A 17,160-nucleotide genomic window follows, 5' to 3' on the forward strand; every position below is an offset into this window, starting at 1 on the left:
GAATTTTTTTATTCAAGGCAAATAAGGCAACACAAGGCAACAACAAGGCATCAAAAAAATAAAGGTGTTGCCTTGTAAAAAATGCGATTATACAGCGGTTTCTTGACAAATAAGGCAACAAGGCAACAGAATTTCGCCATAACTCCTATAATTTAATATATGCTTATCTTTATCAAAAAAATTTTTTTTCGGGTTATTAGGAAAAAGTGTTGCCTTTGTTGCCTTATTGCCCCTTAAAGCCGCATAAACAGCGGATTTTTACAAGGCAACAAATCCTAAAAAAGTGTTGCCTTGTTGTTGCCTTGTGTTGCCTTGTTCAAAAAATTACCCTACTATATATTTGTATGGCTCTGGTGATATACTTTTACCGCCTGTTCTAAGGCTTAAAGTCGGAAGCTTCTTGCCCATTCAGGGTAAATTTCGATTCCGCTGACTTGAAAAGAATTGACGGAATTTTTTTGTAAAAATCCAAACAAGACGTACAAAAGACGTACGGATTTATTTTTTGTACGTCTTGTAAAAATGCTGTTGTAAAGCGGCTTTTTGGGACATAATTCCTGAACAAGACGTACAAGACGTACAGATTTCCCTATACTGCTAAAAAATAAAATCAGTTGATCTAGATAAAATATTTTTTATTTTTCAAGAATTAGAAGTTTTTGTACGTCTTGTACGTCTTGTTGATAAAAATAAGCCTTAAAAATGGCATGAATACTGGATTTTTTACAAGACGTACAAACAAATGTTCAGTACGTCTTTTGTACGTCTTGTTGTACGTCTTGTTAGTAAAAAAATTGAATTTTTTTATTTTTTATAAGTCATAAAAAAATGTTGCGTTTTTTTTACTGTTGATATGTATGGTTTCTGTCACTTTTCATAGAGGATAGGAAGCAACTGATACATCAGTCAATTTGATGTCTTAATGAGATATATGGGAATATGCAAGTATAGATTTTGTATATACGAAGTACACACAAAATCGTTTGGTGGGGAATTCCCCACGCCCCTAATTTTTGTATCAGACAAAAATAAAAATTACTATCGTTCACCAACAAACTCGTTAATAAAATTGTAATTATAATATAAAAGGTATAAAAACATAAATTCCTGAATAGAGTAATTAACTCTGTCCAGGAATTTATTGAATCAATTTCTTATTTTAATACAATTTGGGAATGTTACTGAGAAACAAACGACCAATGTACATACCGTGCCTGAAGGCAAACATTGAAGTTTCTTTTATCATTGTCGAGATTCTACATCCACCATTGATTGTACGAGCTTTGTTTTTTGATATGATTTTCATAAATAGACACTTCTCAAAACTTAAAATCTATTTTAGTTCTGAAAAATCTTTTTGCAGTTATTTTTGAAAAGCCAGTTTCCTATATCTATTCCGAGATTTATGAATCCGATTGCTGCATAAGCTCCACGAGCTACGGTTGCTACTGTAGCAACTAAACCACCATTGATTGTACGAGTTGCCTCTTTGGATATGATTTTCATGAAGTAAGTCCTCCTAAAAATTGTTATTTTATTATACTTGTTTGCAACTAATTTTACAGTTCCATCTGAGCTGTGTTAGAGATATTTGGCATTGTTATTGAACATCTTGTTGCCAATCCAAATACCTGCATTTACACAGTACTTACAACCTGTGTAAATTAAAAATGCTTTTCCCATTCCCCCACATACATTAAGAAAAGTTCCTGAACCACCATGGATTGTACGTGTTTTTGTTTTTGATATAACTTTCATAATTAGTTCTCCTTTATCCGAGCCATATTATATATATTTGGCATTGTTATTGAATATTTTGTTGCCGATCCAGATTCCCAGATTGATACAAAGTTTACTACCTTTGTAAATTGCGTATAAATCACAGGCTCCTTTACCCATGCTAATAAGGTTTGTTGCACCGCCGTTGATTGTACGAGTTGTTTCTTTGGATATGATTTTCATAGATAAGTCCTCCTCAAGACTGTAGATTTTTAATTTTTTTTTCGGGCTTGTTTGGAGCTGCTGTTGCAGCCCCTCCCGATTTTCTGTTTTGTTGAATTAGTTTAGAACGGTTTATCTGAGTCTGAGTCCGGTTTTGATCATCCAAATAGGAATGTCAAAGTATCCGTGGCGGTAGCCGCAAACGATAGCGTGACCATATACAGCCCAGAAGTTTGATCCACTGTAATCACCCCAGGGACAGAAGTAAGTTGTACCTGCAAAAGTTTTTTTGGTTGTTTCAGTATTTATATTTTTCATAGTATTAGTCCTCCTCAAGACTTATAAATTTTCAGTTTATGTTTTTTTTGAAACTGTTGTTACTGTTTCTTTCGATTGGCTATTAGGCAAATTTGTATTTGTTTATATTCGGATGAGTTTCTGTGTACAAAATTTTGTGGGCGGTGGTCTTCCCTGCCTGTTTTTATTCATATAACCAACTCCTTTCGCCGTTTTATTTGATGATTTAATTATACTCTTATTTTTGATTGGGTGCTTAGGAAAAATGTCCCTTTATGCTGTGGCTGATAAAATGTGATTATTTTTCATTTGTATAATATTGTCAATTTTTCTGATGCTGTCAGGATCATGGGTAATCCATATTTTGGTAATTGGCAAATTGTTGATATTTGCAGTTATTTTCTGTACACTTTTGCTGTCAAGATTGGCAGTTGTTTCATCAAGAATCAATACTTTCGGTTTTCTGAGCAGTGCTCTTGCCAGTGCGATTCTTTTTAGCTGACCGCCTGAGAAGTTACTGCCGTTTTCCTCTACCATAAAATCCAATGAATTTTTATCCAAAAATCCGCAGTCACACATTTTGAGAACATTCCATATTTCCTCGTCTGTAACCTCTCTCTCTATGCCAATAGTGAGGTTATTTCGGAGAGTATCCGAGAAAAGGAATACTTCCTGCGGTACATAGATTATATTTTGTCTAAGTTCTTCTAACGAATATTCATTGATATTATGGTTATCGATTTGAATGATACCGCTTTCGGGGGTATAGAATTTGGTCATAAGCTTTGCAGCAGTCGATTTACCGCAGCCGGAATCACCAACTATTACGGTTGTACTGCCTTGTTCTATCTGAAATGAGAGGTTATCAAAGACAAGGTCTGAATTGGGATAACGGTAACTTACATGGTCAAATCTAATGTTTCCTTTGGTGATTTTGGCTGTTGACTTGATATTTTGTTCTTCAGGTGTAGAGTCGTATATATCTTCCAGTCGTTCTGCTGCTATGTATGCCTCCTGTAAAGATTGCTGCATTTCGATAATGCTTTGTACAGGTGTAAAGAAGTAACCGAGCATACTATATACAGTAATCATGGTGCCCATAGTCATATTGCCTTCCATAATGCTTACAGCTCCTATCCACAAAAGAGCTAAAATTCCGATTGAGCTGAACAATTCGATTAGCCCGTTTTTGTTGATGTTTTTCATAACTGCATGAATGGAAGATTTTTGCAGATGTGTGAACATATCTTTGAATTTTTCTTTGGTGGATTTCACGGCATTACATGATTTCAATGATAATATACCATCTGTTGTTTCTTTAATATAGCTGTTGACCATTGCTCCTTCACCGATGACATTTCTGCTTGCCATTTCCAGAGGCTTTATGAAGCATATTGAGATGAATAAATAAATACCTATGATAAACAGTGAATATTTCAGAAGAACAGGTGATAAGTAATACATTGTGATACCTGCTCCCACAAACATTATCAGATCCATTCCAACAGATAAAATTACTTGTGAAATAGCCTGATTGATTTTTGAAGCATCGCCATATCGTGATAATATTTCGCCTGTTTCTTTATTTCCGAAAAATCTTATAGGCAAATCCATCATTTTCTGATAAACGTCTGATATGAGCTGTTGATTGATTTTTGCGGCAAGTCCTGCCGAGAGCCTTCCACGAATCAACTGCATGATATATCTCACTATGTATAACAGTGCCATTCCCGTTATCAGTACTGCGAAGATATCTAAACTTTCGTCCATTTTTTCAGGAGTGTCTGCCTGAAATACTCCGTCCACCAAAAATTTAAGTATCAATGATGATAATATACCGATTCCTGAAACTATCAGACTTAGAATGAATGTAGTTGCTATTGTTACTTTTTGTTTGAAAGCATACTTGAAGAAGGATATTAGAGGATTTTTATGTCGGTTTTCTTTCACGAAGTCATCAGTTTTTTCAAACATTATGATTTCACCGAGGAAAATCTTCTCGAAGAATGAAATCGAAAATGTTTTTTTGCCGATTTCCATATCGGGATCGTAAACTGTTATTTTATTGCCGAAAATCTTCGTGACAACCACAAAGTGTGTCTGTTGATGTCTGTTTACAATTCTGGCGATTATCGGAAGCTTGATTTGTTCCGATTTGACATCATCACAGAGTTCATGACATGAGCCTTGTAAAGCGGTTGTGTGGAATTGATATTTTTCGGCTGCTTCACATATTCCGTAGATGGTAGAGCCTGTTTTGTCTATGCCTATAGCTTCGCTCACTTCTGTATAGGGAAGTTTTTTACCATATTGCCATGCAATCATACATAAACAAGCGGCAGCACAGTCACTTTTACTTCTTTGTTTAATATATTTCATAGTGAAAACCCCTTTCTGTAATTTCTGATTATATGATACACTTTTATATAGTATATTTCTTATCAAAAATGTCCCTTATATCGTCGCTTTATTTTCATTGTCTTGTTCCTCCGGCTGTTTGAATTTATTATAGGCTGTTTTTACAGCCTTATTTTTTCAGAAAAGTCCCTCCGTTTCATTTGTTTCTTTGTTCTGAATATATACTATCACATATCAGAATATAGATTTTTGCAAAAATGTCCCATTAAAAAACTCTCCTGTTAATAAAACAAGAGAGTTTTTCGTTTTTGTTTGATTTTTAATCAAGAGTTATAAAATGAAAATCATGTTTCTTTGCGTATTCTTCAGCAGTAGAGCCTTTATAGCCCTCAACGGTCAGCGTTTCATTTTTTCTGTACAAGCCATAAGAATCTTTGTGATAGCCAATTTTACTTTCCTCAATATTAACTTCAGGATTAAGAATTTTTATCTTTCGCAAGTTTTTATATAAGAAAGCTTCTTCGCCTATATATTGAACATTTTCAGGGATAATAACTTCCAATAATGATGAGCATTCTCCGAATGCACGACTGTCAATACTTATTACACTATCAGGTATATTTATTTGTGTTAATGAAGAACATTCCCAGAATGCCCCTTTTCCAATGCTACTAATGCTATTTGGAAGTATGATCTGTTGTAAGGAGTGGCAACTTTCAAAAACAGAATTTCCAATATAGGTGATATTTTTTGGAAGTTTTACTTCTTTTAATCCGATACAGCCTTCAAAAGCACTATCTCCGATGTAGGTAATGCTGTCGGGGAGAAATATCTTTTCCAGTTTATGGCATTCTTCAAAAATAGATTTTCCTATACTTACAATTCCGTATGGAATATATATTTGTCGCAATTCCCAACAATATGCGAAAGAAAAATATCCTATATTTCTGACACTGTTCGGAATGATGATTTGTGTTAAATTTATACATCCATAGAAGACGTTATTGCCAATATCGACTACGCTATCGGGAATGGTTACTTTTGTTAGTGAGTAGCAACGGTAGAAAACATTATTATCAATTTTTTTAACGCTGTCTGGAATGTATATTTGTGGTAATGATGTACAGCACTGGAATATTGCCTTTCCAAGAATTGTAATTCCTGATGGAATATTTGCTTGTGTCAATGCCGAACAATATTCAAAAGCTCCATCTCCGATATGCGTGACATTTTCAGGAATAGAAATTTGAGTTAATGAGAAACAATTATAGAAAGCACAATCACCTATCTTTGTAATGTTCTCATGCAACTGTATTTTTTCCAAAGATATAAAGTTCTGGAAAGCGAAATCTTCAATGCAATAAACATCATGTGGGATTATTTTTTCTTTAATCAATGTATTGGGAACTTTTCCAAAAACAGGGCAGCCTTCAAAAGTGTTGTGTCCGGGACTTGGTATATTTGGGGGAATTTTTAAGTTTATTAATGACGTACAATCTCGGAAAGCAAAATTGCCGATTTTTTTTACACTGTCTGGAATAACTATACTTTTCAACGATGAGCAGGCATAAAATGCTTCATATCCTATTTCAACTACGGTTTCAGGAATTTTTATCATTTCCAACGATACACAGCCTGCAAAGGTCCAAAATTTTATATCTTGAATACTGTCAGGCATTGTTATTCCGGTTAAAGAAGTGCATCCTGCAAAAGCGTAGCTGCCGATGTCCTTAATACTATTAGGAAGACTTATAGTTTGCAGTGACAGACATCCTTCAAAAACACCTGTTCCAATACTTGTAACGCTACTGGGAATATTTACTTTTTGAAGTCCGGCACAATCTGCAAAAGCATAGTCTTCAATTTTTACTACACTATCAGGAATATTGATCTCCTTTAGTAAAAAACAGTTTTCAAATGCTTCATGACGAATAATCTTAATATTTTTGCCAATATAATAAATCTCATCTGCACCAAAATAATTGATCAATATGTCGTTGGAAATCAGTGTATAATTTTCTATACTGATATTTTGGCTTTCTACCTGAATATAATTGATAATTTCCGATAAGTCATATCCAATCAATCCGTTTATATTTCTAAAAAGCAAATAAATAAGATTTTCATCTTCTTGACAATCATTTGCTTGTTTTGTTTTTTTATTTCCCCATTCAGAAATTAAATCCAAAAAATGAATATAAATTTTTCTACACTTATTGTCTGTAATTTCAGGGATCAATTCATTAGCTACAACTTCACGTATGAGTGGGTGCAGGCTGATTTGTGTTTCATAGCTGTCAGTATAATTTATCCAGCCACTATTTACCATATTTTCTATACTTTCGTCTATACAGTCATTTGATGAACCGTAAAAATTGTCCAAGTCTATAAAATCACTGAATGTAACGATATTAAGTCCTTCAAATGGCAGCAAACAGGCATTCACCATAACATATTTTTCTTTGTTACTTAGATTATCCAAATCTGATTGGAACAAGTCTTTTATAAGTTCATATACTGCATCACTAATTGTTGTTTCATCATCTTTTTCATTTGTAATTCTGCCCTGAATATGCGAATTTATTCCGTGTTCTTTCAGTTTATACAGGTATTCTTCAAGACTTTTATTATATTTTTTGAATTGTAAAGCAACTAATTTTACAAGCATTGTGTGATTGTATGAAACTTTTATGATTTCATCGACAAGTTTTATGCGTTCAGGATTATCTTTTTGAACAGGATTTATCTTGAAGAAAAGCTGTTCCAACTCCGTTCTTGACATATCTTCCAATTTGAAACAATGAGCTTTGTCATCAGGATTTTTAATTGTTGTGAAAATAATGTGTATGTGCAGTTTTTTTAGGTCAGACAATACTTTTACATTTTGCTTGCATTCCTCTGAATCATGCTCACCATAGTCATAATTGTCTATTATCAACAAAGTATTTGACGTATAAATATCACTATTACTCAACAAATCGAGTTTGTATGAATACAGCCTGTCGATATCGTCATCTGTTTTTGCGATTTTATCTTCATATTTCAAACCAATAAAATCAAGATTAGCTATTGTTTTTTTGAGGCTTTGTGAATAAAATGCTAATTGTATGAAATTATACTTATTTGAATAAGTTTCAGCATATTCCCTTGCGGTTTCGCTTTTACCGCTTCCATGAATGGCATGTATATACAAAATATGATACTGATTGAGTCGTTCATAAATGATATTGCAAGCTTTTTTTCTTGGAATATAAATGTTTTTAGCAGTGCATGGTGAAATATTTTGATTTTTCAAAAATAATTTAGTTGCTGCCAATTCAATCAGCTTATCAAGCTCTTGTATTAGTTCTGTGACAGAAGAATATCTATTGTCTTTATTTCTTGCAAGAGTTTTTTGAAAAATCTTCGTAATTCCGTCTTGAAGCTGAGGGACAGTATTCTTTAAATAAGGATTGGAACTAAAATTCCATGTCTTACCTTCTCTATGATCCGAGAGATTAGGAAGTCTGCCCATGATTTTCTCAAAAATAACAACACCAATAGAGAATATATCTGCTCTTTCGCCAATATCAGATAATTGAAAATTGCCGTTTTGGCTTCCACGTACTTCTGGAGCTTCATAGCCGTTTGAATAGGAAAATCTGTTTTTCAGAATATCCTCTTTTGTTGAAACTGTGTCAAAATCAAAGAGTTGTATGAGCTGATTAGTTTCAGGAAATACAAAGATGTTTTCCGGCTTTATGTCCAAATTGAGATATTTTTTTTGATGGTAGAATTTGATGGTAAAGGATAAAGATTTTCCAACTTCAAGTATTGATAATATGTCTGTTGGTTTTACTTTATCATAAGAATTACCACCCGATAAGTGCATAATGATATACAAAGTGTTATTGTACTCGTACAATTTTTGCGGTTCTACGATATGGTTTGGAAATTCATTGAAAAAATCTAATTGTAATTTAAAGGCTTTTTTCAGTTTTTGCTTGTAAACTTCAAAGTTATCCTGATATTGTTCGGAAATAGTAAGTGAAAAATCATCATTTCTTTTTATTTCCAATCCTATTGGGTACAGCTCTTTCAGAATGATTCGTCTGCCATTCAGGTCAGCTTCATATACGATACTGCTTGTGCCTTCACCAAGAATAGAATTGATAGTACACTTTTCACCACTTATGTCAAGAATGTTTCCGATACATAATGCCTGTCGTTCTGTTATAAAATCCATATATTTAACTTCCTTTCAGTTTTCATCAATGGCTACAAAGTCAAAATCGTGTTCATTTGCGTATTTTTCAGCAGTAGAGCCTTTATAGCCCTTAATGGTCAAGTTGTTTTTTCGATATAAGCCATTTTCATCTTTATAATAGCCTATTAGGCTTTCTGATATATCTATTTTTGAATTCAGAAATATCATTTTTGTTATGGAACAACAATTTTCAAAGGCATTATTCTTAATCTCGGTGACACTATTGGGAATGATTATTTCTGTTAAGGAAGAACAACCTGAAAAAGCTGAATATCCGATACAAGTAATACTGTCAGGTATAATTAGTTCAGCTAAAGAAGAACAATTTTCAAAAGCACCATTATTAATCTCTGTAACACCGTTAGGAATGATTATTTCTGTTAAGGAAGAACAACCTGAAAAAGCTGAATATCCGATATAAGTAATACTGTTGGGGATAATTAGTCCAGCTAAAGAAGAACAATTTTCGAAAGCATTATTTTCAATCTCAGTGACACTATTCGGAATGATTATTTCTGTTAAAGAAGAGCAACCTGAAAATGTTTCATTTTTTATTTTATTAACACCGTTTGGGATAACTATTTTAGTTAAAGAAGAACAATTTTCAAAAGCATTATTTTCAATCTCAGTGACACTATTCGGAATGATTATTTCTGTTAGGGAAGAACAACCTGAAAAAGCACGTTTTCCAATTTTACTAACACTTTTGGGAATAGTTATTTTAGTTAAAGAAGAACACCCTATAAAAGTATAATCTTCAATCTTGGTAACACTATTAGGGATGTCTACCTTAATTAAGGAAGATCGATAAGAGAAAGCCCATTTTTTGATTTCGGTAACACCGTTGGATATTGATACTTCTGTTAAAGATGTACAATCACAGAATGCAGAAGAGCCTATTCTTCTAACACAATCAGGAATTGTAATTTTTTTTAAATTTTTGCAACTTTTAAAAGCGTAATCTCCAATAATAGTAATATTAAAAAAGTTTAATAAATCTAATGATTCTATATTTTTATCCACAACATTGAATAAAATGATGTCTTGCTTTATATATATTAATTCCATTTCATGTATGTATGAACTTAAATTAAAACGATGATAGAATTCATAATCCTTGCTAAGAGTATCCAGCATATCATCGATGATTGGATTTTTTGATGGAATTATGATATTAGATTTATGAAAAATTTTATGAAAAATTAATTTTAAATCTGTCTTATCATCAATAACATCATTAGGAGGGTTATAACTTTTTTCAATGCCAAAATAATATAAAAGGATTCTTTTTTGAATTGAATAATTAGGTATTTTTTTTTCAAAAAGTACATTATAATTACGAACTGGTATAATTGGACTTTGTTCAACAAGTGCATTATAATTATTACGAACTTTTATAATCGGACTTTTTCTTTTTTCGATTGGATTTTTTTTATGATTATGTACTTTTTTTTCAATTTGACTTTGTTCGATTGGTCTTTGTTCAATAAGGGCATAGTTTTTTATATAATAATTATTATTATGAAATTGAATATAATTAAGAACTTCTATAATTGGACTTTTTTTATTAAAACTATATAGTTTTGAAAAAAGAAAATAGACCATACTTTCTTTTGATTTATAATCTGAAGTATGCTTTACTTTTCCGTTTCCCCATTCTGAAATCAAATCCAAAAAAGAAATATAGAATTTTTTACACTTATCCTCCGTTAATTCTGGCTTTAATTCATTTGTGACAATATCACAAATCAACGGATGAAGACTTATCTTTGTTTCTTCATTGTCGATGTAAATTATCCAACCGCTATTGACAAGGTCTTCTATGCTTTCATCTATACAGTCACTTGATGAACCGGCAAAATTATTCAAGTCGATAAAATTGCTGAATGTAACGGTATCAAGTCCTGCCAACGGCAATAAACAAGCATTTACCATTATGTATTTTTCCTTGGAACTCAAATCATCAAAATCAAACAAGGCTTTTATGTGGTCATATACGGCTGACATTGTGACTGATTCATCATCTTTTTCATTGGTAATTCTGCCTTGAATATGTGAATTTAAGCCGTTTTCTTTCAATACAGACAGATATTCTTCAAGGCTTTTCTTATACTTCTTCGACTGTAAAGCAATCAATTTGACAGCCATTGTGTGATTATATGAAACTTTTATAATTTCATCGACAAGTTTTATGCGTTCAGGATCATCTTTTTGAATAGGATTTATCTTGAAGAAAAGCTGTTCCAACTCAGTTTTTGACATATTTTCCAACTTGAAACAATGGGCTTTGTCAGTCGGATTTATTCTCGTTGTAAAAATGATATGTATGTGCAGTTTTTTAAGATCAGACCATACTTCTACATTTTTCTTGTATTCTTTTGATTCAGGGTTACTGTCATAATCGTAGTTGTCTATTATTAACAAAGTATTTGATGTATAAATGTCAGTATTGCCCAATAAATCGAGCTTATATGAATACAGCCTGTCAATATCTTCATCAGTATGTGCAATTTTATCTTCATATTTCAAGCCGGCAAAGTCGAGATTGGCTATTGTCTTTTTGAGATTTTGCGAATAAAAGATTGATTGTATGAATTTATAACTATTTGCGTAGGTTTCAGCATATTCCCTTGCAATTTCGCTTTTACCGTTACCACAAATAGCATATAAGTACAAAATATTGTACTGATTCAGTCTGTTCCAGATAGTTTCACATATATTCTTTCTGGAAATATATATGTTTTTAGCAGTGCATGGTGAAATGTTCTGACTTTTCAAAAATACTTTAATTGCTGCCAATTCAGTCAGCTTATCAAGGTCTTGTATTAGTTCCGTGACAGAAGAATATCTATCTGTTTTATTTCTTGCAAGAGTTTTTTGAAAAATTTTTGTAATTCCGTCTTGAAGCTGAGGAACAGTATTTTTTAAATAAGGATTAGAACTAAAATTCCATGTCTTACCTTCTCTATGATCCGAAAGATTAGGAAGTTTTCCCATGATTTTCTCAAAGATAACAACACCAATAGAGAATATATCTGCTCTTTCGTCAATATCAGATAATTCAAAATTGCCGTTTTGACTTCCACGCACTTCTGGAGATGCGTAATTGTTAGAAAACGAAAACTTATTTTGCAATATATCTTCTTTGGTAGAAATGGTATCAAAATCAAATAACTGTACCAATTCGTCAGTTTCAGATAAAATAAATATATTTTCAGGTTTTATATCAAGATGCAGGTAATTTCTTTCATGGTAATATGAAATTGCGATTGCAAGTGATTTGCCGACTTTCAAAACAGACATAATATTTTTGGGATTAATATTATCATAAGAATTTCCTGTCATAATGCCCATAATTGTATACAATGTATTGTTACACTCATATATATCTTCAATATCAGATGTATAATTTGTGATTTTTTCATTATTATGAAATTCTGTTTGTAATTCAAAAGATTTTATAAATTTTTCAGTATATTGCTCAAATATTTCAAGTGAATTTTTAGGCACAATAAGGGAATTGTCAATTCCTCTGACAATTCCCAAATCTCTTGGATAGAGTTCCTTTAAAACTACAGTTCTGTTGTTTAATTTTGCTTTGTAAACGATTGAAGAAGTTCCCTGTCCCAATATTTTTATAATGTGACACTTTTTATCCCCAAATATTAAATCCATATCCATTTTTAATGGCTGTCTTCTTATAATCATCTTTTCCTCCGTTATGCAGCCTGCAACTGTTCTGCATAAACTTCCATATCTTTATACTTCAATCTGAATATAGGAAATGTATTATAATCGTCATAAATAACACTGCTAAGATATACTTTAATCCTTTTATTCCTATTTTGTCTGATTGATACAAGAATTTTTGTGCCGACAGACAAATATACTCCGTAAATACATACTTGCACTTCTGGTGAAATCTGGACAAGTGTTCCATTTTTCGTTTCTTTGCAGGCTATGCCGTATAATTCTTCTCCCGACAAATCTTCAAGGTTTTCAGGAACAAGCAATCCTTTCATCGTCACAAGTGCCATACCTGTAAAAAGAACCTTTTTCTTTCTTACATAGATTACTTGTCCCTTAAAGAAAATATGCGACATATCAGCTATGTAATTTGGCAAATCAAAGTAATACAATAATCCCTTGCTACCATCTTCAAGCAGTACATAGACTTTATCGTGCTCTACACTGTCAACTTTTGCCTTGAATGATACATATTCGTTTATTTTTGTCATAACTATAATCTCCTTTGCTTTTTTTGATTATAGTATAACTCTTATTTTTCATTTAAGTTTTTCAAATTTGTCCCTTTATGTTTGAAGCATTTTCAGAATTTCCTTTTGAATATTTTTTTTATCAATTACATGAAGATTTTTTTCTATTCGTTCTTCAATAGATAAAATTGCTTCTTTTGCACTCAAACTATCATAATTATAAAACTCATTTCTTATATCTTTGGAATTTATAAATTCATTGTTATAATCATCATAAATATAGAAAATCGTATTGAAGATATTATAATAGCTGTCTATTGGATTTAAAGTCTTTGCACATAGCATAAAAAAACAATCAAAACTATTTTTTATATCCATACCTAAATAAAAATTATTGGTCAACACTTCATTGATTTCATCTTTATAGCCCTTATAACTTAACTGAGAATTACTATCAGACCAATAATAGAAGAAATGTGCTGTAATCAATGCTGTTCTCAGATTTTTATATATCATATTATGACTCATTAAATCGTCATAAGGCTTTGGCTGCCATGTATATGTGCCATCTGCTTTTTCTTTTCTTGCGATTATATCTGAATTATATATATCATTTTTAGTAATAATTATATCACTAATAATATCAGAAAAATATTTTTGCGTTCCCTTGCCAAATTTTGCACTAATACTGTTTGAAGCGTATTTTTTTAAGTGATTGTACAAATTTTCGGAAATCCCCAATTTCAGAAATAATTCCTTAATATTGTCTGATTTTATGTTATTATCAAAAAAAGCTGATGAAATACTCATACGCTTGTCCAGTAAAAGTAAATTTTTTTTGAGAACGTCACTCATTAAAATTTTTTCGCCCAAGTTCATATAACTTGTATATGAGAAATCTACATAATTATCTTCATTATATGAAGTAAGTATTGTATAATCAATGTAACTGTTTTTACACTTTGCATCAAATTCATTCATTTTATCATTGTCAGAAAAATATTCTATAAATTCTTCAAGTTGTGAAAATATCGAAGAATATCTGTCGTCCAACAACGGTGTTAGTGCCACAAGATCATTCAAAAAATCGTCTTCATTATTTGCTATATTGTTTTGAATAAAGAAAAGCGTATTATTGCTTTTGGTGTGAAACTTCACTTCATGAGTAAAATTTATTTCTTGGCATTTTTTTCGATATTTTGCAAGCATTTTCATTGCAGTTGTATAAGTTTTTTCATTTTTTAGACAATAAATGAATATAAGTTCATCAGCGGCTCTGGTAACATATCTTTGATTATAAATCTTGTTGAACAGATAATTGACTGATTTTTTATATTCGGGAGAAGTATCAGTAATTTCCTTTGGAAAATAGGCTTTCAATCCCAAAGCAAACGCTATCTTGTACAAATATAATCTTCGTGGCTCTCTGTATCCTGCTTCGGATAACCATTTTTTAACAGTTTCAACTTTTGGAACAGAGGAATAATCATCATATGAATCAGAGAACTTGTTCCAATCCAAGAAATCCTTTTCTTCATCAGAAAGCTTATTGTCACAGTTTGTGAGCATTTGATGTAAGTTTCTTACAATTTCAACTTGACAATTCTTTGTAGAAAAGCCCAAATTATGCATCATTTCCTTTATTTTATCTCGTCTGTTAAATTCTATCTCTTTGCAATACTCAATATATTTCTTGAAAAATATTTCACTATTTTCTCCATCTTGTATTTCCGGAGAATTACTATCCATAATCAGGAAACAACTGTCATCTAAAATTCCGTTAAACAAAGTATTTAAAACATTGGTATCCATTCTCTACATCTCCCTGTTATAATGATATTAAGCAGTAAAATATATATTTTTCTTTATTTTAGAATACTAAACTATTTATTTGTTGTCAATAGATACAAAAAAGTTTATAAAATTTTTATTTTTTATTTGTATCGCCCTAAATCTATGCTATAATGGTAACAAGTTAATTATAAATACTATAGATGGGAGAGATAAATATGGGAACTTATTTGAATCCGAGCAATGGAAGATTTTTACAGGCGGTCAATTCAAAAATTTATATTGACAAATCTCAGCTTATTTCTTTCACGAATGAAAAAATTAATACCGAACAAAAAAATATCTGTGTCAGCCGTCCAAGAAGATTCGGTAAATCTATCAATCTTGCAATGCTCGCAGCATATTACAGCAAAGGGTGCAGAAGTAAAAAGATATTCAATGACCTTTCTATTGCGAATGATACGACATATTTCAAACATTTGAATAAATATAACGTCATTTATATCAATATGCAGGACTTTTGGACTGGAAGTAATGATATTGAAGATATGGTGCAAAGACTCGAAAAACAAATTTTCAATGAACTCACAGAAGAAAAGCCTGATATAAATCTCGATCCAGATGACAATCTGAGCTTTTGGATGGAAGATTTTTATATTGCCACAAAAAGAAAAAAGCCATTTGTTGTTTTAATTGATGAATGGGATTGTGTTATGCATGAAGAAATAAATAGCATAAAATTATATCTTGATTTTCTCCGGAATTGGCTGAAAGATAAAGAATACATTGCCTTGACCTACATGACAGGTATTCTTCCTATCAAAAAATACGGTACACATTCCGCTTTGAATATGTTTGATGAATATTCTATGCTTGAATCAGACGGGCTTGAAAAATATATCGGTTTTACCAATGAGGAAGTTTTTGGACTTTGTGAAAAATATGACGTTGACTTTGAACAAATGAAAGCCTGGTATGACGGATATGAACTGAACGGAACGGATTTATATTGTCCACGTTCAGTTGTGAAAGCTGTTTCTTCAAAAAAATTCAGCGGTTATTGGACAGAAACAGAAACTTATGAAGCACTTGCAAAATATATTGCCATGAATTTTGATGGCTTGCATGATACCATAGAAAAGCTGCTTGCCAATCAGCCACAACCGACAGATACCAGAACATTTTCCAATGACATGATAACATTCACGAATAAAGACGATATTTTAACATTGCTTGTGCATTTAGGGTATCTCGGATACAATCCCAATAATCAGACTGTCTATATTCCTAATAAGGAAATTGCTGATGAATTTGTTGTCAGCATGAAAGCCACAGGCTTATGGAAAGAAACTATAGAAGCAGTCACGCTGTCGAGGAAATTACTCGCTGATACTTTACAAAAAAATGCCGAAGCTGTTGCACAGGCTATTGAAAAAATTCATGACAGCAATTCAAGCACCATCAATTACAGCAATGAGCAGTCTTTGAGATTTATTATTCTGATAGCTTACTATTACGCAAAAGAGCAATATGAGATTGTTCAAGAACTGCCAACAGGAAAAGGATTTGCAGATATAGTTTTTATTCCCAAGCACAATGTTGATACAGCTGCATATCCGCCAATGGTCATCGAACTCAAATGGAACAATACAGCCGAAACAGCTATTCAGCAAATCAAGAATAAGAATTATCCTGGCAAGCTGAAAAGTTTTGAAAAAATATTGCTTGTCGGTATCAGCTACACAAAAAAAGTCAAGGACAATAAAAAGCACAAGTGCATTATTGAAGAATACACTATGAATTAACAAAATCCGTAGAATGCCAATCAAGCGTTCTACGGATTTTCCATTATTCCAAAATTTGAATTTTATATTTTTTTGTGAGTGCAGCGATTTTGAAAATTAAAAAAGGGAGTGGGGAGATTTCACCGCCAAGCTGATTTTAGATATCGAAACGATATATAAAATCTAAGCTTGCGACCTCCTACGGAGATCAAATTTTTTACTCCCTGCCATTTTGGAAATTTTCAGAAATTCTTAATGTCACGTAAAATCCAAATTGACGAATCCGTTATTTTCGTTTCTGTAATCTGTCATAGATGATGTTCTGACACAAACTGACTGAACATATTTTTTCTCTGCACATCTTCAAACTTTTTGCTTTGAGATTTTCTTATGCCTTGACTTTTATCGGAATAATTTTCTTCCCATCATCAACAAATCAATTTTGCAACTGATCCTTTACGGAGTTTTTGAATTTTTGGAATATGTCATCGCTGTCAAGCGGTATGTGCTTGCTTATGCTTATCAT

General features: G+C 31.9%; 10 protein-coding genes. 1 reads left to right on the top strand and 9 read right to left on the bottom strand.

Annotated elements, in window-relative coordinates; genetic code table 11:
- Nucleotides 1–1,338: 1,338 nt before the first annotated feature.
- From ACJROP_RS09190 to ACJROP_RS09230, 9 genes are all read right to left on the bottom strand, one after another.
- Entirely contained in the window at nt 1,339–1,506 is a 168-nt protein-coding gene (locus tag ACJROP_RS09190) for a hypothetical protein (protein WP_406535174.1), read from the bottom strand.
- A 75-nt stretch (nt 1,507–1,581) separates the two neighbouring features.
- Nucleotides 1,582–1,758, bottom strand: a complete 177-nt coding sequence (locus ACJROP_RS09195) for a hypothetical protein (protein ID WP_406535175.1) — start codon at nt 1,756–1,758, stop codon at nt 1,582–1,584.
- Between the two features lie 27 nt (nt 1,759–1,785).
- Entirely contained in the window at nt 1,786–1,962 is a 177-nt protein-coding gene (locus ACJROP_RS09200) for a hypothetical protein (RefSeq protein WP_406535176.1), read from the bottom strand.
- Between the two features lie 111 nt (nt 1,963–2,073).
- The gene (locus tag ACJROP_RS09205) at nt 2,074–2,259 is read right to left on the bottom strand and encodes a hypothetical protein (protein WP_406535177.1); all 186 of its coding nucleotides are present in this window, start codon (nt 2,257–2,259) and stop codon (nt 2,074–2,076) included.
- A 252-nt stretch (nt 2,260–2,511) separates the two neighbouring features.
- Nucleotides 2,512–4,617, bottom strand: coding sequence for a peptidase domain-containing ABC transporter (locus ACJROP_RS09210; RefSeq protein ID WP_406535178.1), 2,106 nt, complete (start codon nt 4,615–4,617; stop codon nt 2,512–2,514).
- Between the two features lie 298 nt (nt 4,618–4,915).
- Nucleotides 4,916–8,821, bottom strand: a complete 3,906-nt coding sequence (locus ACJROP_RS09215) for a leucine-rich repeat protein (protein ID WP_406535179.1) — start codon at nt 8,819–8,821, stop codon at nt 4,916–4,918.
- A 15-nt stretch (nt 8,822–8,836) separates the two neighbouring features.
- Nucleotides 8,837–12,550 carry a leucine-rich repeat protein gene (locus ACJROP_RS09220; RefSeq protein ID WP_406535180.1) on the bottom strand — a complete coding sequence of 1,238 codons (3,714 nt, stop codon included), beginning with the start codon at nt 12,548–12,550 and terminating at the stop codon, nt 8,837–8,839.
- Nucleotides 12,551–12,561: 11 nt separating this feature from the next.
- On the bottom strand, nt 12,562–13,080 hold the full coding sequence (locus ACJROP_RS09225) for a hypothetical protein (RefSeq protein WP_406535181.1): 519 nt from the start codon (nt 13,078–13,080) through the stop codon (nt 12,562–12,564).
- A gap of 75 nt (nt 13,081–13,155) precedes the next feature.
- A complete protein-coding gene (locus tag ACJROP_RS09230) occupies nt 13,156–14,871 on the bottom strand; it encodes a hypothetical protein (RefSeq protein ID WP_406535182.1) in 1,716 nt (571 codons plus the stop codon).
- Between the two features lie 197 nt (nt 14,872–15,068).
- Between ACJROP_RS09230 and ACJROP_RS09235 the strand changes: the two genes are divergently transcribed.
- Complete coding sequence (locus tag ACJROP_RS09235) at nt 15,069–16,655, top strand: AAA family ATPase (protein ID WP_406535183.1); 1,587 nt, start codon at nt 15,069–15,071, stop codon at nt 16,653–16,655.
- The last annotated feature ends 505 nt before the right edge of the window (nt 16,656–17,160 follow it).

The organism is Methanobrevibacter sp. (assembly GCF_045220775.1).
In the GTDB taxonomy this organism is placed as follows: Archaea; Methanobacteriota; Methanobacteria; order Methanobacteriales; family Methanobacteriaceae; genus Methanocatella.